The organism is Thalassovita mediterranea, assembly GCF_001458435.1.
Classification (GTDB): Bacteria; Pseudomonadota; Alphaproteobacteria; order Rhodobacterales; family Rhodobacteraceae; genus Thalassobius; species Thalassobius mediterraneus.
The window spans coordinates 662,363-683,741 of the sequence record NZ_CYSF01000006.1; the positions used below are offsets into that span (position 1 = coordinate 662,363).

Genomic DNA, 21,379 nt, shown 5'->3' on the forward strand with positions numbered 1-21,379 from the left:
AACCGTGGTTTATGTCGGTTTTTCGACCTAGAGAGAGCCCCCAGGACTAGAGCTGCTTTTCCATCTTACGCAGGTGATCCTCAAATTCAGAGCAGAAGACCACTTCACGCGCTTGCGGATCATAAAAAGCGTTTGCCTCTCCGCAGCTCTCTTCGCGCACGACCAGCGTGTCAGACAGAGACAACTCTGCATTCAGCGCCTTAACCTCTTCGGCAATGATCTGCGCAGTCAGACTGTCGCTATCGCCTTGGAACTGGATCGTGTTGCCTGTGCCACGACCTGCCATCTCTTCCAGCACGGCACCCCAGCTGGCATTGGCTTGCTCAAACTCAAACGGGCAGTATTCGGCGCGCTCTTCTGGCAGATCAAACTCCTTGGCGAAATCTTCACGCTCTTCAGGGTTGGCGCCATAGAACAGGCAGACTGTGTTATAAAACCGCTGCTCATCTGGGCCGTGAGTGTCCCACCAGGCGATATCCTCCACCCCGCCGTCGCGCATCTCTGCCTCACCGATGAAGCCCCACGCCGCATCATAGGCCAACGCCTGCGCCGCCTCTTCCTCAAACAGGGTGTGGATCATCAGGATGGAAAACACATCCGCCGCATCCTCTTCCTGACCAAAGATCGGAACCTGTTCCAGATCGATCAGCGCGTGGGCCAGTTCGTGATAAAAGATGCCAATGATATTGGCCTCAACAAAACTGCTCTCGGCCTCGTCGGCGGCGGCGGCAAATGGCATCAAAGCGGCCAGCGCGGCGGGAATGAAACGGTTCATGATGTTACTCCTTCAGAACGTAGCCGGACTATGCCAAGCGCCGGGCGCGGGACGCAAGCGGGTGACACACAAAAACGGCCCGAGGTCTCCCCCGGGCCGTTGGTCATATAACGATCGTTTAACCGATCAGTCCGCGTCGCGACCTTCCAGACCGGAGAGGTCCACGCCAAGATGGCGCGCCACGGTAAAGATATCCTTGTCGCCGCGGCCACACATGTTCATCACGATGATATGGTCCTTGGGCAGATCGCCCGCGATTTTCATCACATGGGCCAGCGCGTGGCAGGGTTCCAGCGCGGGAATGATGCCTTCGCTTTCACAAGAGAACTGGAACGCCTCCAGCGCCTCCTTGTCGGTGATCGACACATACTGCGCACGGCCGATGTCATGCAGCCAGCTGTGCTCCGGCCCAATGCCCGGATAGTCCAGACCAGCCGAGATCGAGTAGCCATCAAGGATCTGACCATCCTCATCCTGCAACAGGAAGGTACGGTTGCCATGCAGCACGCCCGGACGCCCACCGGTGAGCGAAGCACAGTGTTCCATGTCGTCATTCACGCCCTTACCGCCGGCCTCAACACCGATGATGTTGACGCTTTCGTCGTCAAGGAAGGGGTGGAACAGACCGATGGCGTTCGACCCGCCGCCGATTGCCGCGATCACGGTGTCGGGCAGACGGCCCTCACCCTCTTGTTCCTGCAGCTGGGTGCGGACCTCTTTGCCGATGATCGACTGGAAATCGCGGACCATCGCCGGATAGGGGTGCGGACCTGCGGCGGTGCCGATGCAGTAGAAGGTGTCCTCTACGTTGGTCACCCAGTCACGCAGCGCGTCGTTCATCGCGTCTTTCAGCGTACCACGGCCAGAGTCCACGGCCACAACTTCGGCACCCAGCAGCTTCATGCGGAACACGTTGGGTTTCTGACGCGCCACGTCATGCGCGCCCATGTAGACCACACACTTCAGGCCAAACTTGGCACAGACGGTGGCGGTGGCCACACCGTGCTGACCAGCGCCGGTTTCCGCGATGATGCGGGTCTTGCCCATGCGGCGGGCCAGCAGGATCTGACCCAGCACGTTGTTGATCTTGTGCGCGCCGGTGTGGTTCAGCTCATCCCGTTTCAGGTAGATCTTGGCGCCACCCAGACGTTCAGTCATGCCTTCGGCAAAGTACAGCGGCGACGGACGGCCAACATAGTGTTTCCACAGATCGTCCATCTCAGCCCAGAAGCTGGGATCCTCTTTGGCGCGCTCATACTCTTCTTCCAGCGAAAGGATCAGCGGCATCAGCGTTTCAGACACGAAACGTCCGCCAAAAATCCCGAACCGGCCCTTGTCGTCAGGGCCGTTCATGAAGCTGTTGAAAAGGTCGTTGGCCATCGGTGGCTCCTCAGCTCAGAAGGTCGTTGTTCCCATGTGCATAGGGCGCACGGGGGCATTTTACCAGCCTGTTTTGGCTGTGATGATCCGGCAAGGTAACGCTGTTCGGCATCAGGGCAAGGGATCAAAGGCAGCGCACGCAGGTAACGCTGCGCTGCGTTTGCTCTCCGGTAGCCCGATCAGGCCAACGCGGCGTTGATAAACGCCTCCATCAACGCGGGATCCTTGACGCCCGGTGCGCTTTCCACGCCCGAGCTGACGTCGACTTGACGGGCACCCGTAAGGTTCTGCGCACGACCCACGTTTTCAGGGGTCAGCCCACCGGCCAGCATCCACGGCAGCGCCCAATACTTACGCTTCACCAACTGCCAGTCAAAGGACAGCCCGTTGCCCCCCGGCAAATCAGCACCTTTGGGCGCCTTGGCGTCGATCAGCAGTTGGTCGGCCACACCGGCATAGGCGTCGATCTGTGGCACGTCATCTGCGGTCGCGATGCCCACGGCCTTCATCACCGGCAGGCCATAGCGGGCCTTGATTTCAGCCACACGCTCGGGGCTTTCACTGCCGTGCATTTGCCACATGTCGATGGCGACAGAGTCATTGATCGCATCCAGCGTCGCATCGTCGGCATTCACCACCAGCGCCACCTTGGCCAGCCCGACAGGGGCGGCCCAGGCCAGTTCACGCGCCTCTGCGACGCTGACATTGCGGGGGGATTTGGGGAAAAAGACAAAGCCGACATAGGCCGCGCCCAAACGGCCGGCCAGCTCAACATGTTCAGGCTGGCGCAGCCCGCAGATCTTTACCTTGCTGTCTTGGGGCATCGTCGCCTCAGGACGCCTTGTCGAGCAGGGCCAGCACATCGTCCTTCTGGGCCGACGGTGCCTCTGCCTCATTGCGGCGCTTTTCGCGTTTCAGCTGACGGTTCAGCACCTGAACCTCTTGGGTCTTACGGGCCGCTTCGGCGCGGTGTTTATATTCACGCAGCCATTCCCAAACAAACCCGATCAACAAACCAGAAATGATCGCGCCAAAGATCACCACAAACAGAGGCAGCTCGATCGAATAGCTCAGACCAATCGCACGCTCGAACGCTTCGGGCATCAGCGACAGGTTCACCGAACCACGGTTGGCAAAGGCAACAGACACCAGAACAAAGCCCAGCGTCGCAAGGAAGGCATAGCGAATATAACGCATCGGTTTCTTACTTTCCGTTCAGTCGGTCACGCAGCAGTTTGCCCGTCTTGAAGAAAGGCACGTGCTTTTCTTCTACCTCAACAGATTCGCCGGTGCGCGGATTACGTCCCGTTCTCGCATCCCGTTTCTTGACCGAGAATGCGCCAAAGCCGCGCAGTTCCACACGATCTCCGCGCGACATGGCGCCCGTGATCTCGTCAAAAATCGTATTCACGATCTTTTCCACGTCCCGCTGAAACAGGTGTGGGTTTTCGTCTGCAATCTTCTGGATCAGTTCCGAACGGATCATCGGCAAGTCCTCCCCCGGCAAAATGCTCTGGCTAAATGCAGCCCAATTCATTGGACTATAGAAAGAAATTCCTTCGACGAAAACATACCTTTACGGTCTATGGCAAGTTTTCGCGGTAGGTTGATCAACATCTGACACCTCAATTCACCGAAAAAGCGGCCGCAAGGCGCTGCTGCGGCTTCCACGGTAAAATTACGGATTCTGCGATCACCTGATTCGCGTGCATCAACCCGCTATCACGCAGGGAGCAAATTCTATCCAACCGGCGCGGCCCACTTGGGCTTGTGGTCTTTGTCGACCAGCAACGCCCGCACGCCTTCGACCAGATCAGGATGGCGCAGCGCGCGGCGCATAGCGTCAAACTCTTGTTGCAGGCATTCGGCAAGGGTCAGGAACCTACCCTCGCGCAGCAACGTCAGCGTTTCCTTCAGACTACGCGGCGAAGCTTTGCGCAATGCTGCCAACGCATCTTGGGGCGGTTTCACCCGACTGCGCCCAAGACAGTCTACGATACTGTCCAACGTCGGCTGCTCAAAACACAGCGTCGTGTCGGCCAAGGCCAATATGCTGGCCTGATACCCGAGAGATGCGCACAATGCCGATAGCACCTGCTCGATCGACTGCGTGGCAAAGCACAATTCATCCAGCAGCTGAGGTGCCATTTCGGCCGCCATCATGTGCGTAGAGATACGCAGTCCATGCGCATCAAACCCACGCACCGATGCGCCTGTCAGCCCCAGCCACATGCCAGATGAATGCGGCATACGGGGCAGGAAATAGCTGCCACCCACATCAGGGATGAACCCAATAGACGTTTCCGGCATCGCAAAAACCGCCCGCTCAGTGGCGATGCGGTATTTGCCGTGCATCGACAGGCCCATACCGCCGCCCATACACAGCCCGTCGATCAGCGAAATATAGGGTTTGGGAAAGCGCGCGATCTTGTCGATGAGCGCATATTCTTCTTGGAAGAACTGTTCGGCTTCATCAATTTGACCAGCCAGCAGCAAATGGCGGGTCCGGCGCATATCACAGCCGGCACAGAATGCCCTATCTGTGGCCGATTGCATCAGGACGAATTCGACCGCTGGGTCAGCCTGAAACTGATCCAGCGCCCGATCAATGGCGCGTGTCATCGTCAGATCAATCGCATTCATCGCCTGAGGGCGGTTCAGGCTGATGATACCAGCCCGACCGCGCCTTTCAGCGAAAATGTGACCTTCCGATTGCACGCGCTTGGCACCTTAACGATTACGGAAAACCGGTGCGCGCTTGGCGATAAAGGCCGCCATGCCTTCCTTTTGCCCGTCGGTGGCAAAGGCGGCTTGGAACAGGCGACGTTCGTGTTGCACACCCGGCGTCAGGGTGGATTCCAGCGCGTAGTTCACCGCCTCTTTGGCCATGGTCACGGCGGGGGCGTTGTGGCCTGCGATCTGATGGGCCGCTTCTAGTGCAGTTTGCAGCAGATCTTCGGTCGGGACCACACGGGCAACGATGCCGGACTCTTTCGCTTCATCCGCACCGATGGTGCGGCCGGTCAGGATCAGGTCCATCGCCAGTGCCTTACCGATGGATTTGGTCAGACGCTGCGAACCACCGATGCCCGGCAGGATGCCCAGACGAATTTCCGGCAGGCCGAACTGCGCGTCGTTGCTGGCGATGATGAAATCGCACATCAGCGCCAGTTCGAAACCACCACCTAGGGCAAAGCCGCTTACCGCAGCGATCACTGGCTTCTTGATAAACCGCATCTGATCCCAGTCAGCGAAGATGTCGCCGGCCAGCAGATCCACCAGATGCTTTTCCGCCATTTCTTCAATGTCAGCACCCGCTGCAAAGGCACGCGGGCTGCCGGTGATGACAACAGCGCCGATACGGTCATCCGCATCAAACTCTTTCAGGGTCTGCATCACCTCTGCTGCCAGTTGCAGGTTCAGGGCGTTCAGGCTCTTGGGGCGGTTCAGCGTGATCAGGCCAACGCTTTCGCGGCGCTCAACTATGATCTCTTCCAGTGCGGTACGCTCGGGCGCGGCGGCAGTGGCTTTGGCGTCAGTGTTGGCGCTTTCGGGGGAGGTCTTGGCTTTCGCCTTGCTGGTCGTCATATGTCTTCTCCTGGAATGTGCTTCAGCTTTTCAGACCAAACTCGGTCCAGATCGTACCCTCTGCGGGCGCTTCGGTTTCCTGACGTTTCTGCGCCGAGGCATTGTGATCATAGGCTTCGTAACCAGCCATCTTTTCAGCCAGAATGGCCTCACGATGCTGGTTTAGGCCTGGTGCAACACGTGGTTCTGCCGGATCCATGTCCTTGTAGGCGGACAGCTTGATCGGGTTACCGGCGGTGCGGAACGGTTTTTTGCCCTCGCCTTCGACCTGCACGATCATGTTGCGTGACAAGAGCTGCGGATGTTCAAGGATACGGTCGATGGTGTTGATCGGCGCACAGGGCACGCCCGCCTCGTTCAGCGCGTCCAGCCAGTGTTGTACCGGCTTTTGCGAGGTGACGGCATCAATCGCCTTTACCATCTTGGGACGGTTGCGCACCCGCAGATCGTTAGAGGCAAAATCAGGGTCCAGTGCCAGTTCCGGCGCATTCAACGCATCGGCCATCAACAGGAACAGCTGGTCATTGCCTGCGGCAATAACGAAGCGCTCATCCTGACCTTGGAACGTCTCAAACGGGGCCAGCGACGGGTGGCAATCGCCGGTACGGGTCGGCACGATCTTTTCCACGTCATAACGGGCCAGCGCCGTTTCCATCAGCGCGGCCTGACAATCCAACATGCCGATGTCCACACGTTCGCCCTGCGCGTTCTTGGTCCGTTTATAGAGCGCCGATAGAATGCCGATCACACCAAACAACGCTGCGCCAAGATCCCCAAAGCTGGTGCCAACACGGGCCGGTTGTTCGCCTGGCCAGCCGGTCAGGCTCATAACGCCGCCCATCGCCTGCACAACCATGTCATAGCCCGGCAGGTCGGTCATCGGACCAGAATGCCCAAAGCCCGAGATCGAGGTGTAGATCAGATGCGGGTGTGTTTTGGCCAAACGTTCTGCACCATAGCCCAAACGGTCCATCACACCGGGGCGGAAGTTTTCCACCAGCACATCAGCAGTGTCCAAAAGCCGTTCCAGCAATTCACGGTCGCGCGGCGATTTCACATCCAGAACGATGCTTTCCTTGCCGCGGTTGAAGCACATGAAGTAGGCGCTTTCCGCGTCCACAAACGGCGGGAAGGCACGGGTGTCATCACCGGTGCCGAATTTCTCCACCTTAATCACACGCGCGCCCAGATCCGCGAGGACCATGGTGCAATACGGGCCAGCCAGAACGCGCGAGAAGTCCAGCACTGTAATTCCGGAGAGCGGGCCACCCTCTAACTTTTCATCTTCAGGCTTCTGCATGGAACTCCCTCCTCCCGTCGATCAGGCTTTGTGCAACAGCCGTGACGAAGCAGACCTCTAGCGAGGGCTCCAACCGCTGTTGCGTGATGGATTGTGTTGGGCGTCAATCTGCCCCGCATCTCTGGCGGGAACGTCACCGAACAGCTTTTCAATAACCGCAGCCCCAAAACTGAGCGTCAGCGGCAGAGGAGAAAGCATCCCGGTTAGCGCTACAGATACCAAAGACCATCCTACCATTTACGAAATGGCCGAATGCGGTCGTGGTTCTGGGTGCCTCCTCCTTGGCTGCCATGATCTTCGTCAAGAGGGCGACAGAAATCCAATGACTAATCGAATGGTGTGATATAAAATCCGTTTATATGAGACCTATTTCCGACATTCGTATCCTGAACGCCTTTGTCGCCGTTGCCCAGGAAGGCAACATTTCACGCGCGGCAAAACGCCTGCACCTCACCCAGCCGGCAGTCAGTCTACAGCTGAAACGTCTGGCGCAGGACACTGGACTGGACCTGTTCCGCCGCACCCCGCAGGGCGTCGAATTAACCCGCGACGGCGAAGCGCTGGTCGCCAAGGCCGAAAAAATCCAAGCCGCAGTTGCGGAGTTCGGACAGACCGCGCGTCGCATCAACGGCAATGTTCGTGGCACACTACGCCTGGGCACAATTGTGGACCCGGATTTCATTCGCCTAGGCGCCTTTCTGGCGGCATTGGTAGATGGTTTCCCAGACCTGCAAACCAAACTGGTCCATGGGATCAGCGGCGACGTCGTGACCCGCCTGCTGGATGGGCAGGTCGACGCTGGTTTCTTTTTGGGCGAACTCGATGGCTTCGAACCTGGTGGACCGGATCAGACAGAATCTGTCTTTCATGACCGCGAACTGACGAAATTCACCTACCGCGTCATCGCCCCCGCCGGCTGGGGCCGGCGGATCGCAGGCAAAGACTGGACAGAGCTGGCACAAATGCCCTGGATCGGCACGCCTAGAAATTCAGTTCATCACCGTCTGCTGGCACAAATATATGCTGACAAGGACTGCAGCCCAGACCCCGTGTGTCTGGTTGATCAGGAACCATCCATGCTAGCGATGGTTCAGTCCGGCATCGGGTTAAGCCTGTGCCGAGAATCCATCGCACTAGAAGAAATGCAGTCGCGGGGTCTGGCCGTGTCTGAAACGGTGAAGATCGAAACTTGTCTGCGCTTTGTAACTCTGGCGTCGCGTCGTACGGACCCGAATGTTGTCGCCGCCTTTGACGCGCTTAGCACCACGTGGACATAGCGACCCTCAGAGGCATAGTTACTGCCTCACCCGCACCATCAGATAAACAAAAAAGGCCCCGCAAATCTGCGGGGCCTCTCTTATTTCACAGGGTGAGACGATTACTCGTCGCCGCCTTTCAGCGCTGCACCCAGGATGTCGCCCAGCGACGCACCGGAGTCGGAGGAACCGTACTGTTCCACGGCCTCTTTCTCTTCGGCGATTTCGCGTGCTTTGATCGACAGGCCCAGACGACGGGTCTTGTTGTCCACGTTGGTCACGCGCACATCAACCTTGTCACCAACCGAGAAACGCTCGGGGCGCTGTTCGGCACGGTCACGGGACAGATCGGAACGACGGATGAAGGATTTCATGCCTTCGTATTCCACTTCGATGCCGCCATCTTCGATTGCGGTCACTTCAACGGTTACGATCGAGCCACGCTTAACGCCACCGGTTGCTTCGGCGAACTTGTCACCACCCAGGGCTTTGATCGACAGCGAGATGCGCTCTTTTTCAACATCCACTTCGGAGACAACGGCCGAAACCATGTCGCCTTTGCGGTAGTTCTGGATCGCGTCTTCGCCACGCTCGTCCCAGGACAGGTCGGACAGGTGAACCATGCCGTCGATTTCGCCGGGCAGGCCGATGAACAGACCGAATTCGGTGATGTTCTTGACTTCGCCTTCGACTTCGGTGCCCTCGGGGTGAGTTTCCGAGAAGACTTCCCACGGGTTGCGCATGGTTTGCTTCAGGCCCAGCGACACGCGGCGCTTGCCGGCGTCGATTTCCAGAACCATGACGTCCACTTCCTGCGAGGTCGAAACGATCTTGCCGGGGTGTACGTTTTTCTTGGTCCAGGACATTTCGGACACGTGAACCAGACCTTCAACGCCGGGCTCCAGCTCAACAAATGCACCGTAATCGGTGATGTTGGTGACGCGACCTTTGTGAACCGATTCCAGCGGGTACTTCGCAGCAACCAGATCCCACGGATCTTCTTGCAGTTGCTTCATGCCCAGGCTGATGCGGTGGGTGTCTTTGTTGATCTTGATGACCTGAACCTTAACGGTTTCACTGATCGACAGGATCTCGGACGGGTGGTTCACACGGCGCCATGCCATGTCGGTGACGTGCAGCAGGCCGTCTACGCCGCCCAGGTCAACGAATGCACCGTATTCGGTGATGTTCTTAACAACACCGTCAACCGAATCGCCTTCGGCCAGCTTACCGATAACTTCGGCACGCTGTTCGGCACGCGACTCTTCCAGGATGGCGCGACGCGAAACAACGATGTTGCCACGACGACGGTCCATTTTCAGGATTTGGAACGGCTGCTTCAGACCCATCAGCGGGCCAGCGTCACGTACGGGACGTACGTCAACTTGCGAACCGGGCAGGAAGGCTACTGCACCACCCAGATCAACGGTGAAGCCACCTTTGACGCGGCCGAAGATGGCACCGTCAACACGCTGCTCGTCAGCGTAGGCTTTTTCCAGACGATCCCAGGCTTCTTCACGACGTGCCATCTCGCGCGAGATAACAGCTTCGCCACGGGCGTTTTCAGCAGCGCGCAGGTATACTTCAACATCGTCGCCAACAGCGATTTCAGGAGCTTCACCCGGGTTTGCGAATTCTTTCAGCTCAACGCGGCCTTCCATTTTGTAGCCTACGTCGATAATGGCCTGGCCCGCTTCAATCGCGATTACCTTGCCTTTAACAACGGAACCCTCGGTCGGGGTGTCCATTTCGAAGCTTTCGTTCAAGAGTGCTTCAAACTCTTCCATCGAGGTCATAGCCATCTGGCGTATCAATCCTTTACAAGTCGTTTTAACTGGCCGACGGTTGTCTCCGCAGGTCTTGGGTTCATGATATCTTGCGCCGCAGCAACCGAGCAGTGGCATGAGGCGACACACAAACAAAGAACAAGGGCCTGAGTGTTCCTCAAACCCTCCTCACCTCATCCGCGACTCTTTACGGTCACAAGATTGATCGCGCGTATAGGCCCTGACAGCCAATATAGCAAGGAAAATTGACTCTGATCACGGTCACGATGCCCTGCCCTGTACGCATGAAAAAGCCGCGACAGATCTGCCGCGGCTTTCGTCCTGTTCCCGCAGGAGGACTTAGTTCACTTCGGTGATGAACTGGTCACGGGGACGGCGGACCTTTTTCAGGTTCACCAGCCAGTCACCCTCTTCCGCGCGATAGCCCAGCGGCAGCAGGATAACAGACCGCAGACCGCGCTCTTTCAGGCCCAGAATCTCATCCACTGCCTCGGGATCGAACCCTTCCATCGGGGTGCTGTCGACCTTTTGCTCCGCCGCAGCAGCCAGTGCAAAGCCCAGTGCGATATAGGCCTGACGGGCGGCGTGTTCATAGTTCACCTGCGCATCGCGCGGCAGGTACATGTTTTTGAGGTTGGTGTAGTACCCATCCAACAGCTCGCTCCGGCCACCGCGCTCATCCGCCATCTGGTCGGTCACCGCATCAACACGCGCCTCGGAATAGTTGTCCCACGCGGCGAACACCAGCAGGTGCGAGCCATCGGTGATCTGTTCCTGATTCCACGCAACCGGTTTGATTTTCTGGCGCAATTCGTTGTTGGTCACAACCAGCACTTCAAACGGCTGCAACCCGCTGGAGGTCGGCGCCAGTTCGATCGCTTCAAGGATCTTTTCCAGTTTCTCAGCAGGCACCGCTTTGGCGGGGTCCATTTTCTTGGTTGCGTAGCGCCATTTGAGGTCGTCGTTCAGCATCTGTGCTATCCTTTTACACACGAGGTTTGCACCCGGGAGGAGGGTGGTATAAATTTGTGACTGGTATCTATTCGACACCACCTAGATTGCAAGAGGGCACATTCCTGTGCCTCAGTCACATCGCTGAAACCACCCAAGGGGACGCCGCCCATGCCCAAGGACCAATCGCAAGAGTCACACACCGCTCCAGCAGTACAGGACGGCCAGCAATGCGACCGCATCAAAGAGGTGCTGTCGCGCGTCGGGGATCGGTGGAGTGTGATGATCATCTTTTCGCTGGGCCGTGGCACCATGCGATTTAACGAGATGAAGCGTTACCTTGGCATCTCTCAGCGGATGCTCAGCCTGACGCTGAAGGCGCTGGAACGCGATGGGCTGGTGCAGCGCACGCTGCACCCGACAGTGCCGCCACGGGTGGATTATGACCTGACCGATCTGGGCCGATCCTTTTGCGAACCCGTCTATGCTATGGGCCGCTGGGCGCTGGACAATCTGGACAACATCGACAGATCACGCGCCGCCTATGATGCTGCGCAGGAGGATTAAGCGCGACGTTTAGGCGCCTGCCGCCTCGATCGCCGCCACAGCCGCCGCAATCGCCGCCTCGATCGACAGATCAGAGGTATCAACAATCACCGCATCCTCTGCCGGCTTCAGCGGCGCGGTGGCACGTTCGCTGTCACGTTTATCGCGCGCAATCACATCGGCCAGCACATCGTCATAGCTCTGATCACTGCCCTTTTCCGACAGCTCCTTGAACCGGCGGGTGGCGCGCACCTCGGCACTGGCGGTGACGAACAGCTTGGCCTCTGCCTCGGGGCAGATCACCGTACCAATGTCGCGCCCATCCAGCACCGCGCCGCCATCACGGCGGGCAAAAGCCACCTGAAAATCCACCAGCGCCGACCGCACCTCTGGGATCACCGCAACCTTGCTCGCGGCCTGAGCCACCTCCGCAGTGCGCAGATCACCGTTTTCCAGATCCTCTGCCTGCAACGCTTGCGCGGCCTCGATCGCATCAGCGCCCGCCAGAACCTTCGCCCCCACCGCACGATAGAGCAGCCCCGTGTCCAAATGTGCGTAACCGAAATGCGCGGCCACAGCCTTGGAAATGGTGCCCTTGCCTGCAGCAGCGGGTCCGTCGATTGCGATGGTGAATGGCATGTCTCGCTCCTCTTCCTCAGCCAGAGGGGTACTGCACCCCCTGCCCTGCCTCAAGGTGGAATTATGGCGCACCCCGGCCTTACCCCCAAAAACGCGAAAACCCGGCCACTCAGGACCGGGTTCTCACTTTAAACAAACCAGCGATCAATCGCGGCGCAGATCGGCGCCAAGGCCGCCCATCAGATCCTCAAAAATCGGGAAAGAGGTGGCAATCGGGCTGCCATCATCCACCGACACCGGCGCATTTGCCGCCATGCCCATCACCATGAAGCTCATGGCGATGCGGTGGTCCAGATGACTCTCACAGGTGGCGCCACCGGGCACATTGCCGTGACCGCGCCCTTTGACGATCCACCAATCTTCGCCCTCATCCACCTCAACACCGTTCAGACGCAGACCCTTGGCCATCGCGTCGATCCGGTCACTTTCCTTCACGCGCAGCTCTTTCACACCGCGCATCACCGTGTCCCCCTCGGCAAAGGCCGCGACAACGGACAGCACAGGGTATTCATCGATCATGCTGGCCGCACCTTCGGGGTCAATTTCGGCCCCTTTCAGGTCGGGCGAGAAACGTGCGCGCAGATCGGCGACCGGCTCCCCCCCCTCTTCGCGCTCGTTCTCAAACGTCAGGTCCGCGCCCATGGATTGCAGCGCATAGAACAGACCGGCGCGGGTCGGGTTCAGACCGATGTTGGGCACCAGAACGTCCGAACCGGGCGTGATGATCGCCGCACAAACAGGGAAAGCGGCCGAGGACGGATCGCGCGGCACCACAATGGTTTGCGGCTTCAGCTCAGGCCGCCCTTTCAGGGTGATGACACGGCCCTCTTCGGTCACTTCGGTGCGGATATCGGCACCGAAACCGGCCAGCATCCGTTCGGTGTGATCGCGGGTCGCTTCCTTTTCGATCACTACAGTCTCGCCCGGCGCATTCAGACCCGCCAGCAGCACCGCCGATTTCACCTGCGCCGACGGCATCGGCACCTCATAGCGCACCGGCACCGGATCAGCCGCGCCAACAATGGTCATCGGCAGACGGCCACCAGAGCGGCCATAGGACTGCGCCCCAAACAGCGCAATCGGATCCGTCACCCGCGCCATCGGACGCCCGTTGAGCGACGCATCCCCCGTGAAAGTCACCGTGATCGGCGTCGTCGCCATCGCGCCCATGATCAGGCGCACACCGGTGCCAGAGTTGCCGCAATCAATCACATTGTCAGGTTCGGCAAAGCCACCCACGCCGACGCCATGCACATGCCATGTGCCATCCTCGTCGCGCGTGATCTCTGCCCCGAAGGCGCGCATCGCCTTGGCGGTGTCCAGTACGTCCTCACCTTCCAGCAGGCCGGTGACTACGGTCTCACCCACCGCCATCGCGCCGAACAACAGCGACCGGTGGCTGATGGATTTATCGCCGGGCACATGGGCCTCACCCTTCAGCGGGCCGCATTTGTGCGATGACATCGGAATGGGGGTGCCGTGGCCGGACATGGTGCGCTCTCCTCAAAGTCTTCCCCGCTGATAGCGCAAACCCAAAGGTGCGTCCATATAGACCCGCCGACAAAAGGAAAGAGGCGCCGCGATCCACCACAGCGCCCCTTTCAATGTTCTGATAAATACTCAATCCACACCGCTCACACGCGGCGGAAGGTCAGGTAATGCGGCGTCCGCCCTTCGCGCAGTGCTTTCTGCTCATAGCGGGTGGAAATCCAGTCCTCCCACGACTGACGCCAATCCTCCGGCCCCTCGGCCAGCCATTCAAAACCGGCCTTCGGCACCTCTTGCAAGGTCTGGCGCACATAGTCGGGAATATCGGTCGCCACGCGGAAAATCGCACCGGGCTTCAGCACGCGGGCCAGTGGTTGCAGGTGTTCCTGCGTCACAAAGCGGCGGCGGTGGTGGCGTTTTTTCGGCCACGGATCGGGGTAGAGGAGGAAGGCACGGCTGATCGACGCTTCTGGCAACACATCAAACATATCGCGCGCATCGCCGGGGTGGACCTTGACGTTCTCAACACCCGCGTCACGGATTTTGCCCAACAGCATCGCAACCCCGTTGATATAGGGTTCACAGCCGATGATGCCGACATCGCGGTTGCTAGCTGCCTGATGCACCATATGTTCGCCGCCGCCAAATCCGACCTCCAGCCAGACGTCTTTGCCGGGGAACATCTGTTCCAGATCCAGCGGGGTGCGGTCGGGGTTTTCCTCCCAACCGACAGCGCCGGGCGACAGGGCGGCCAGATCTTCGTCCAGATACTTCTGCTGGCTATCGCGCAGACCCTTACCTTTGAAACGGCCATAGAAATTGCGCCACGGCGCGCCCGAGGGGTGGCCTTTCGGGTGATCTGCACCGGATGTATCGTCAGGAGTATCTGCCATGGTCTCTCACGCATTTGGTTGGCCAGAGCCTTTGCCGCAAGGCGTGCGCGGCGTCAAGGGGTGCAGCTATTTCCCTATTCGACGTACCGCCCGACCGATAGGTCGGGCTGCGCCTGCCTGCCGCTCGGCAGGCGCATTCGCGCCTACCCAGGCAGACGCCGCCCTAAGCTCTTAAAACGAAAATAGCCGCAATACCGATGGGTGTCGCGACTATTAAATATGTAATTCGACGTCAGCCCTTAGGCGGTCGCAAAGGCGATCTTGCCAACCTCTTTCTTCAGCTGCTCTACCAGATCAACCGCTTCCCACGAGAAGCCGCCGTCCGCATCCGGTGTACGGCCGAAGTGGCCGTAAGCGGCTGTGCGGGCATAGATCGGGCGGTTCAGGCCCAGATGGGTGCGGATGCCGCGCGGGGTCAGGTCCATCACATGTGGAATCGCCGCCTCAATCTCTGCCGCGTCCACCTGACCTGTGCCGTGCAGATCCGCATAGATCGACAGCGGGTGGGATACCCCAATCGCATAGCTCAACTGAATGGTGCAACGATCGGCCAGACCGGCTGCCACAACGTTTTTCGCCAGATAGCGTGCCGCATAGGCTGCGGAACGGTCCACTTTGGTCGGATCTTTACCGGAAAACGCACCGCCACCGTGCGGTGCGGCACCGCCGTAAGTGTCCACGATGATCTTGCGCCCAGTCAGACCCGCGTCCCCATCAGGGCCGCCGATTACGAACTTGCCGGTCGGGTTCACGTGCCAGATGGTATCGGCGCTGATCCAGCCCTCGGGCAGGGTGTCGCGGATGTAAGGCTCTACAATGTCGCGAATATCTGCGCTGGTCTGGGTTTCGTCCGCATGCTGGGTCGACAACACGATAGAGGACACGCCAACCGGCTTGCCATCCACATAGTTGACCGAGATTTGCGATTTCGCATCAGGGCGCAGGGTCGGCTCGGCACCGGATTTGCGCGCATTTGCCAGGCGACGCAGGATCGCGTGGCTATACTGGATCGGCGCAGGCATCAGTGCATCGGTTTCATTGGTGGCGTAGCCAAACATGATCCCCTGATCGCCAGCGCCCTCTTCCTTGTCCGCCGCAGCATCAACACCCTGGGCAATGTGGGCGGATTGTTCGTGCAAGAGGTTGGTGATTTCCACAGTTTCGTGGTGGAACTTGTCCTGCTCATAGCCGATGTCTTTGATACAGGCGCGGGCGATCTCGTCAATCTTGCCCATGTATTCGGTCAGTTTGCTCTGATCCGACAGGCCCACTTCACCGCCGATCACAACGCGGTTGGTGGTGGCAAAGGTTTCAGCGGCAACGCGCGCTTCGGGTTCTTCGGCCAGAAAGGCATCCAGCACAGCGTCAGAGATGCGGTCACACACCTTATCGGGATGGCCCTCTGAAACGGACTCAGAGGTGAAGGTGTAGGTCGATCGTGTCATGGGATATTGCTCCATTAAGGTCTGCCCGCCACGTCAGGAAGCCGTTGTGACGGGGAATTCCAAACTCGTTACGCGTCACGCAATGTGAGGTCAATCAGCAAAACGGCGCAAAACAGCGCGCTGATAGGCCCAAATCGCGAAAAACAGCGTAATCAGGGCAGATAGCGCCAATAGATCGCCTGTCACGCTATAAATTGTTCGTGAGGCAGGCGCGGGCAGCGGGTGATCCACATGGCCGGCCACACCCAGCGGTAGGGCGGCCAGCACGCGGCCTTTGGAATCAATCACCGCCGATACGCCTGTGTTGGCCGCCCGCACCATCGGCAGGCCCTGTTCAATCGCCCGCAACCGCGCCTGCGCCAGATGCTGATAAGGGCCGGAGATTTGGCCAAACCATGCATCATTCGTCAGTTGCATCAAAAACGCCGGACGCTCTGGCGCCGCGCCCACATCATTGGGGAACACCGCCTCATAACAGATCAACGGCAATGCACGCCCCAAAGCGCCCAAATCCATCAGGCGCGGACCCGGACCTGCGGAAAACCCATCGCCTTGCGTGGTCGCCATGCCATGAATGCCAAAGCGCGCCATCACATTGCCAAAGGGCACATATTCACCAAAGGGCACGAGGTGGTATTTATCGTAGATCTGGCTAACGCGGCCTTCGCTATCTAGCAGCGCCGCGCTGTTATAGATCTGCCGCCCTTCAAACCGCTGAATGCCAAACACCAGCGGCACGCCCTTTGCCGCATCTGCCATCACCGCCAATGTGCGATCCGCACGGTCCAGCGCCACAGGCACCGATGTTTCAGGCCAGATGATCAGATCAGGGCGCGGGTTTGCCTCGCTCGCCGCAATCGCACGGCGGAAAAACGTTGGAATATGCGCCGGATCCCATTTTTGATGCTGCGGCGCATTGGGCTGCACCAGCCGAACCACAGGCCGATCTGTCAGATCCTCAGGCGCGCCTTGCAAGGCGTTGCCAGTGATCCAAAACAGCGCAAAACCCAACCCCACCAGCGCACCGCGCCAGTCACGCTGACCTGCCATCACGATCGCCGCCCCAAACAGCAGCGCCAACAGCGTCAGCCCTTGTGGGCCAATGATCGCCGCCCATTGCGCCACAGGCGTTTCAATCCAGATGTGCCCAATCAGCGCCCAGGGAAAACCGGTGAAGATATAGCTGCGCAAAAACTCCGCCGCCGCCAGCAGCACCGCCGCGCCCCACAGCCCCATACGCAAGCGTACAGAAATACCGCCCGCCGCGCCCCAGAACAGCGCCATACCGCCCGCCATCCCGATGAGGGCAAAGGGCGCCATCCAACCATGGCGCGCCAGATCGACCAGAAAGGGCTCAATGATCCACGACAGCGCCAGCGCAAAATAACCAAAGCCAAAGGCCCAGCCGCGCCAAAACCCTTGCCGTGCGGTTCCGGCCAATGACACCCGCAACAGACCCAGCCCCAAGCCGATCAGCGACAGAAACCACAGATCAAACGGCGCCTGTCCGGTGGCCGCAATCACCCCCGCGCCAACAGACACCAAGAGGCCACGCCACCCCTCAGCCCGCACCCAGCGCCAGCTTGCTACCTCGGCCACGCCCGCGCCGCTCAGCCGGTTTTCAGCCGCACGCGCAGCCGCTTGATCCGGCGCGGATCAGCGTCCACCACCATGATCTCATGCCCCGCAGGGTGCTGAACCACCTCGCCGCGCACGGGCACACGCCCACACAGCAGGAAGACCAAACCGCCTAAAGTGTCGATCTCTTCTTCGTCGATCTCGGCACTGTCGGTCAGCGACAGGCCGATCTCTTCCTCGAACTCATCCAGCGGGGTTTTGGATAGCGCCAGATACTCACCGGGTTTCTCAGCGATCCAGAACTTGTCATCCTCGGCGTCGTGTTCATCCTCGATCTCACCGACGACCTGTTCGATCAGATCCTCGATGGTCAGCAGGCCATCCACGCCACCAAATTCGTCAATCACCAGCGCCATATGCCGCCGTTCGGTCTGCATCTTCTGCAACAAGACGCCCAACGACATCGACGGCGGCACGTATAGCAGCGGGCGCAGCATCGCCTTCAGCGAAAACTCCTCGCCCTCACCGCCATTGAAGCCAAAGCGCAGGGCAAAATCCTTCAGGTGAACCATGCCCAGCGGCGTGTCCAAGGTGCCGCTGTAAACCGGCAGACGGGTGAACCCCGTTTCGCGCAGCACCTGCACCAGTTCCTCACGGCTGGTGGTTTCCGCCACGGCGATAATATCAGCCTTGGGAATGGCGACGTCGCGCACCCGTACCCGTGCAAGGGCATTCATCAATGTCTGATGCTGGCGTTGCGTGTTGGCCTGCGTCAGGGGCGCGGTCTGATCCTCCGCCGTTTGCGCAGTGCCTTTGGCCCCGAAAAGCCGCTTAAAAATACCCGGTTTCGGGTGCTCCAGTGTCAGTGGCGCGCTGTGCGCCGCCGTAGAAGAGCCGTCAGGTCCGTCGCCCATCTTACCTTTCCAAATTGTTCAGGACCCAATGTGGGTCCTTCAGTCTAACGACACAAGCCGTTCAATCTATATTATATGGGTCAGAGATACCCATTTTGCCAAGTATCTCGACCTCGATCCCTTCCATCAACGTGGCATCCTTGTCACGAATGTGATCAAAGCCCAGCAAATGCAGGGTTGCGTGGATCAACAGATGGGTGATGTGATCGGCGGCTGGCTTGCCCGCCTCCGCCGCTTCGCGCAGGCAGGTGTCATAGGAAATCGCGATATCGCCCAGTTCGGGATCAAATCCTTCGGGCGCCTCGGGCAAGGCGCCCTCTTCCTCGGCGCCGCGCTCCTCAGACGGCCAGGACAACACGTTGGTCGCCTTGCCTTTGTCGCGGAACTCTTCGTTCAGCTCTGCAATGCGCGCATCATCGCAACCCATAACGCAGACCTCCCACGCCTCCGGATCATAGCCGAAATGTGCGAGCGTCGCCGCAACCGCCACATCAGCGCGCGCCTCCAGATCCTGCGCCTGCCAACGGGGGTCTTCGTATATCACATCAACTGTCATACCTGCGCCCTTAGACCATCATGCCACCAATGAAAATGGGGCACGAAACCGCGCCCCTTTCAATGTTCCAAAAATACTCCCGCCGGAGGCGATCCATACGCTGCCGTATGGCGCAACGTCGAACAGACACATAGGGAAGCGCTTACTTCCCGCGCGCCTCTTCTTCCTCATAGGCCTCGATGATTGCAGCCACCAGCGGGTGACGCACCACATCCTTGGAGGTGAAGTAGTTGAAGCTGATCTTGGGGATCTGTTTCAGCAGCCGCTCCGCATCATGCAGGCCAGAGGAGACACCGCGCGGCAGGTCCACCTGCGACCGGTCACCTGTGATCACCATACGCGACCCTTCGCCCAGACGGGTCAGGAACATCTTCATCTGCATGGAGGTGGCGTTCTGCGCCTCATCCAGCACGACGAAGGCATTGGCCAGCGTGCGCCCGCGCATAAACGCCAGCGGCGCAATCTCGATCCGCTTTTCCTCGATCAGTTTGGCCACCTGTTTCGCGGGCAGGAAGTCGTTCAGCGCATCGTAAAGCGGCTGCATGTATGGATCGACCTTATCCTTCATGTCGCCGGGCAGATAGCCCAGCTTCTCACCCGCCTCGACCGCCGGGCGGCTCAGGATGATGCGATCCACCGCGCCATCAATGAACATCGACACGCCGACAGCAACTGCCAGATAGGTCTTGCCGGTGCCCGCAGGGCCAATGCCAAAGGCCAATTCGTTCTTGAACAGGTTTTCAACATAGGCCTGCTGCGCCTCGGTGCGCGGCTCCACCCGTTTCTTGCGGGTCTTAATCTCAACACGACCGCCACGGAACATTTCCAGCTGGTTGCCATCGCGGGTGCCTTCCTCCGCATCCGTGTCCGATGGGCCCATGCGGATTTCGCGGTCAATGTCGCCGCTTTCCACATCGCGCCCCTCTTCCAGCCGTTCGTAAAGGCCGCGCAGAACGGTTTCGCATTCCGCAACCGCCTCGGTGCCGCCATGTACAGACAGTTGGTTGCCGCGGCGCAGGATGTGCACGCCCATCTTCTGTTCAATCGCTGCGAGGTTGCGGTCATATTCACCGCACAAATCGATCAGCAGTCGATTGTCAGGAAATTCCAATACCGCTTCGCTGAGGCTGTCAGGATCGATGGGCGGGGTCAGAACGCTGGTAGGCAAACAGATCTCCTTGTTTCGGCCACCCTCAAAAATTGAGGCTCACTTGAGTCGGGGCCATGTAGCTATGGTGCCAAACACGCCCCCTCTCCGCAAGATATAGTGCTATTTTGTGACAATCCCCGTACATACCGAAACAAAAAAGCCGCCGGCGTGATCACCTGCGGCTTTCTTAGATCGATTATCAGGCGCGTTTTACAGCGGATCGACGATGAACGTGCCCTTTTTGAACGGACCCACAGCGGTTTCAGGCGGGGCCACGTTGGAACAGACCGGAACGCCATATTTGTCGCGGCGCGCGTCAGCGTAGCCTTCGACACCATCGTCGATGATCCAGTGATCACAGCCGTTCGGGTCAACCCAGATGCCAGCGACCAGCTGGCTGAGGTGTTTTTTATCTGTACCGCGGTCGCGGGTTTTGTCCCCTTGCACGGGCGCATGGCCGCCGGTGGCGCAGGCGGACAGCATCCCGACAGTTGCGAGGGCCAGTGTGGCTTTTACCAAAGTCATTTGTTCGATCCCTCGATTACTGGAAACACAAAATTTCAACGCGGCGGTTTTTCTGCATGCCCGCTGCGGTGGAGTTGGACGCAATCGGCATCCGTTCACCAAAACCACGCACGTCCGAAACCTGAACACCTGCCGCGCTCGCCACTTTGGCGACTGCGTTAGCACGATTGAAGCTGAGCTTCATGTTATAGGCGTCAGACGCTCGGCTGTCGGTATGCCCCACGATGACAAAAGCGCGCGCCGAAGCAGAGGCAAAGAATTCCGCCAGACGCTTACGACCTGCAGAATTGATCCGATAGCTGTCCGTCGCAAACAGCTGGTCGGTGTTCACCGAGCCACACAGGTTCAAATCACGACAGACCGGCAATCCTTTGCGGGTCAGGTGCGGTGTCATGTAACCTTCGGCGCCATCATCCATCACCCAGTGTTCACACCCGTCCGGGTCGATCCAAATGGTGGGGATATACCGTTCACCCTGAACAGTTGTTGTTTGCTGTTGTGCGACTGCCGACTGCGCAAGTGCGGTCAGCCCCAATGCTGACACAGCTGCACAGGCCATTGCAGTACGAAATGCCTTGATCATCATTTGTGCCAGCCCTGTTTCTATA

Annotated in this window: 22 protein-coding genes and 1 riboswitch; of the genes, 2 read left to right on the top strand and 20 right to left on the bottom strand. The window is 59.1% G+C overall.

The window, feature by feature from the left end; translation table 11 throughout:
- Positions 1-46: 46 nt before the first annotated feature.
- The 8 genes from TM5383_RS07120 to TM5383_RS07155 form a co-directional block, all read right to left on the bottom strand.
- Positions 47-775, bottom strand: a complete 729-nt coding sequence (locus TM5383_RS07120; protein ID WP_058318311.1) for a DUF4344 domain-containing metallopeptidase — start codon at positions 773-775, stop codon at positions 47-49.
- Positions 776-901: 126 nt separating this feature from the next.
- A complete protein-coding gene (gene trpB, locus TM5383_RS07125; RefSeq protein ID WP_058318312.1) occupies positions 902-2,155 on the bottom strand; it encodes a tryptophan synthase subunit beta in 1,254 nt (417 codons plus the stop codon).
- Between the two features lie 179 nt (positions 2,156-2,334).
- On the bottom strand, positions 2,335-2,979 hold the full coding sequence (locus TM5383_RS07130; RefSeq protein WP_058318313.1) for a phosphoribosylanthranilate isomerase: 645 nt from the start codon (positions 2,977-2,979) through the stop codon (positions 2,335-2,337).
- Positions 2,980-2,986: 7 nt separating this feature from the next.
- Positions 2,987-3,352 carry a lipopolysaccharide assembly protein LapA domain-containing protein gene (locus TM5383_RS07135; RefSeq protein ID WP_058318314.1) on the bottom strand — a complete coding sequence of 122 codons (366 nt, stop codon included), beginning with the start codon at positions 3,350-3,352 and terminating at the stop codon, positions 2,987-2,989.
- 7 nt (positions 3,353-3,359) lie between these two features.
- Positions 3,360-3,641, bottom strand: a complete 282-nt coding sequence (gene ihfB, locus TM5383_RS07140) for an integration host factor subunit beta (RefSeq protein ID WP_058318315.1) — start codon at positions 3,639-3,641, stop codon at positions 3,360-3,362.
- A gap of 254 nt (positions 3,642-3,895) precedes the next feature.
- The gene (locus TM5383_RS07145) at positions 3,896-4,873 is read right to left on the bottom strand and encodes an enoyl-CoA hydratase/isomerase family protein (protein WP_058318316.1); all 978 of its coding nucleotides are present in this window, start codon (positions 4,871-4,873) and stop codon (positions 3,896-3,898) included.
- A 12-nt stretch (positions 4,874-4,885) separates the two neighbouring features.
- A complete protein-coding gene (locus tag TM5383_RS07150) occupies positions 4,886-5,743 on the bottom strand; it encodes an enoyl-CoA hydratase-related protein (protein ID WP_082645415.1) in 858 nt (285 codons plus the stop codon).
- A 22-nt stretch (positions 5,744-5,765) separates the two neighbouring features.
- Positions 5,766-7,043: a CaiB/BaiF CoA transferase family protein gene (locus tag TM5383_RS07155; protein ID WP_058318317.1), complete on the bottom strand. Its 1,278-nt coding sequence runs from the start codon at positions 7,041-7,043 to the stop codon at positions 5,766-5,768.
- A 359-nt stretch (positions 7,044-7,402) separates the two neighbouring features.
- Here TM5383_RS07155 and TM5383_RS07160 point away from each other — a divergent pair, with 359 nt between their 5' ends.
- Positions 7,403-8,320 carry a LysR family transcriptional regulator gene (locus TM5383_RS07160; protein WP_058318318.1) on the top strand — a complete coding sequence of 306 codons (918 nt, stop codon included), beginning with the start codon at positions 7,403-7,405 and terminating at the stop codon, positions 8,318-8,320.
- Between the two features lie 101 nt (positions 8,321-8,421).
- On the opposite strand, the gene rpsA is transcribed toward TM5383_RS07160, so the two are convergent.
- Both rpsA and TM5383_RS07170 read right to left on the bottom strand, forming a co-directional pair.
- On the bottom strand, positions 8,422-10,101 hold the full coding sequence (gene rpsA, locus TM5383_RS07165; RefSeq protein ID WP_058318319.1) for a 30S ribosomal protein S1: 1,680 nt from the start codon (positions 10,099-10,101) through the stop codon (positions 8,422-8,424).
- 324 nt (positions 10,102-10,425) lie between these two features.
- Positions 10,426-11,058, bottom strand: coding sequence for an NAD(P)H-dependent oxidoreductase (locus tag TM5383_RS07170; protein ID WP_058318320.1), 633 nt, complete (start codon positions 11,056-11,058; stop codon positions 10,426-10,428).
- Positions 11,059-11,208: 150 nt separating this feature from the next.
- On the opposite strand from TM5383_RS07170, the gene TM5383_RS07175 reads away from it, so the two are divergent.
- Positions 11,209-11,604, top strand: coding sequence for a winged helix-turn-helix transcriptional regulator (locus TM5383_RS07175; protein WP_058318321.1), 396 nt, complete (start codon positions 11,209-11,211; stop codon positions 11,602-11,604).
- 9 nt (positions 11,605-11,613) lie between these two features.
- Here the strand turns inward: TM5383_RS07175 and cmk are convergent, their stop codons facing one another.
- From cmk to TM5383_RS07225, 10 genes are all read right to left on the bottom strand, one after another.
- Positions 11,614-12,222, bottom strand: a complete 609-nt coding sequence (gene cmk / locus TM5383_RS07180; RefSeq protein WP_058318322.1) for a (d)CMP kinase — start codon at positions 12,220-12,222, stop codon at positions 11,614-11,616.
- Positions 12,223-12,366: 144 nt separating this feature from the next.
- Positions 12,367-13,713, bottom strand: a complete 1,347-nt coding sequence (aroA, locus tag TM5383_RS07185; protein WP_058318323.1) for a 3-phosphoshikimate 1-carboxyvinyltransferase — start codon at positions 13,711-13,713, stop codon at positions 12,367-12,369.
- A 143-nt stretch (positions 13,714-13,856) separates the two neighbouring features.
- Entirely contained in the window at positions 13,857-14,603 is a 747-nt protein-coding gene (gene trmB / locus TM5383_RS07190) for a tRNA (guanine(46)-N(7))-methyltransferase TrmB (protein WP_058318324.1), read from the bottom strand.
- A 239-nt stretch (positions 14,604-14,842) separates the two neighbouring features.
- Positions 14,843-16,048, bottom strand: a complete 1,206-nt coding sequence (metK, locus tag TM5383_RS07195) for a methionine adenosyltransferase (RefSeq protein WP_058318325.1) — start codon at positions 16,046-16,048, stop codon at positions 14,843-14,845.
- A 7-nt stretch (positions 16,049-16,055) separates the two neighbouring features.
- Positions 16,056-16,104, bottom strand: a riboswitch (SAM-SAH riboswitch).
- Between the two features lie 34 nt (positions 16,105-16,138).
- Positions 16,139-17,647, bottom strand: a complete 1,509-nt coding sequence (gene lnt, locus TM5383_RS07200; RefSeq protein WP_058318326.1) for an apolipoprotein N-acyltransferase — start codon at positions 17,645-17,647, stop codon at positions 16,139-16,141.
- An 11-nt stretch (positions 17,648-17,658) separates the two neighbouring features.
- Entirely contained in the window at positions 17,659-18,540 is an 882-nt protein-coding gene (locus TM5383_RS07205) for a hemolysin family protein (protein ID WP_058318327.1), read from the bottom strand.
- A gap of 61 nt (positions 18,541-18,601) precedes the next feature.
- The gene (gene ybeY / locus TM5383_RS07210) at positions 18,602-19,096 is read right to left on the bottom strand and encodes an rRNA maturation RNase YbeY (protein WP_058318328.1); all 495 of its coding nucleotides are present in this window, start codon (positions 19,094-19,096) and stop codon (positions 18,602-18,604) included.
- Between the two features lie 142 nt (positions 19,097-19,238).
- Positions 19,239-20,264 carry a PhoH family protein gene (locus TM5383_RS07215; protein ID WP_058318329.1) on the bottom strand — a complete coding sequence of 342 codons (1,026 nt, stop codon included), beginning with the start codon at positions 20,262-20,264 and terminating at the stop codon, positions 19,239-19,241.
- A 192-nt stretch (positions 20,265-20,456) separates the two neighbouring features.
- The gene (locus tag TM5383_RS07220) at positions 20,457-20,771 is read right to left on the bottom strand and encodes a hypothetical protein (protein WP_076399916.1); all 315 of its coding nucleotides are present in this window, start codon (positions 20,769-20,771) and stop codon (positions 20,457-20,459) included.
- Positions 20,772-20,787: 16 nt separating this feature from the next.
- Positions 20,788-21,354: an OmpA family protein gene (locus tag TM5383_RS07225; RefSeq protein WP_058318428.1), complete on the bottom strand. Its 567-nt coding sequence runs from the start codon at positions 21,352-21,354 to the stop codon at positions 20,788-20,790.
- Positions 21,355-21,379 lie beyond the last annotated feature (25 nt).

Bases quoted from the DNA above. Each gene is read 5' to 3' on its own strand.
- TM5383_RS07120 (WP_058318311.1), bottom strand. From the start codon at position 775: ATGAACCGTTTCATTCCCGCCGCGCTGGCCGCTTTGATGCCATTTGCC.
- trpB (WP_058318312.1), bottom strand. From the start codon at position 2,155: ATGGCCAACGACCTTTTCAACAGCTTCATGAACGGCCCTGACGACAAG.
- TM5383_RS07130 (WP_058318313.1), bottom strand. From the start codon at position 2,979: ATGCCCCAAGACAGCAAGGTAAAGATCTGCGGGCTGCGCCAGCCTGAA.
- TM5383_RS07135 (WP_058318314.1), bottom strand. From the start codon at position 3,352: ATGCGTTATATTCGCTATGCCTTCCTTGCGACGCTGGGCTTTGTTCTG.
- ihfB (WP_058318315.1), bottom strand. From the start codon at position 3,641: ATGATCCGTTCGGAACTGATCCAGAAGATTGCAGACGAAAACCCACAC.
- TM5383_RS07150 (WP_082645415.1), bottom strand. From the start codon at position 5,743: ATGACGACCAGCAAGGCGAAAGCCAAGACCTCCCCCGAAAGCGCCAAC.
- TM5383_RS07155 (WP_058318317.1), bottom strand. From the start codon at position 7,043: ATGCAGAAGCCTGAAGATGAAAAGTTAGAGGGTGGCCCGCTCTCCGGA.
- TM5383_RS07160 (WP_058318318.1), top strand. From the start codon at position 7,403: ATGAGACCTATTTCCGACATTCGTATCCTGAACGCCTTTGTCGCCGTT.
- rpsA (WP_058318319.1), bottom strand. From the start codon at position 10,101: ATGGCTATGACCTCGATGGAAGAGTTTGAAGCACTCTTGAACGAAAGC.
- TM5383_RS07170 (WP_058318320.1), bottom strand. From the start codon at position 11,058: ATGCTGAACGACGACCTCAAATGGCGCTACGCAACCAAGAAAATGGAC.
- TM5383_RS07175 (WP_058318321.1), top strand. From the start codon at position 11,209: ATGCCCAAGGACCAATCGCAAGAGTCACACACCGCTCCAGCAGTACAG.
- cmk (WP_058318322.1), bottom strand. From the start codon at position 12,222: ATGCCATTCACCATCGCAATCGACGGACCCGCTGCTGCAGGCAAGGGC.
- aroA (WP_058318323.1), bottom strand. From the start codon at position 13,713: ATGTCCGGCCACGGCACCCCCATTCCGATGTCATCGCACAAATGCGGC.
- trmB (WP_058318324.1), bottom strand. From the start codon at position 14,603: ATGGCAGATACTCCTGACGATACATCCGGTGCAGATCACCCGAAAGGC.
- metK (WP_058318325.1), bottom strand. From the start codon at position 16,048: ATGACACGATCGACCTACACCTTCACCTCTGAGTCCGTTTCAGAGGGC.
- TM5383_RS07205 (WP_058318327.1), bottom strand. From the start codon at position 18,540: ATGGGCGACGGACCTGACGGCTCTTCTACGGCGGCGCACAGCGCGCCA.
- ybeY (WP_058318328.1), bottom strand. From the start codon at position 19,096: ATGACAGTTGATGTGATATACGAAGACCCCCGTTGGCAGGCGCAGGAT.
- TM5383_RS07220 (WP_076399916.1), bottom strand. From the start codon at position 20,771: ATGACTTTGGTAAAAGCCACACTGGCCCTCGCAACTGTCGGGATGCTG.
- TM5383_RS07225 (WP_058318428.1), bottom strand. From the start codon at position 21,354: ATGATCAAGGCATTTCGTACTGCAATGGCCTGTGCAGCTGTGTCAGCA.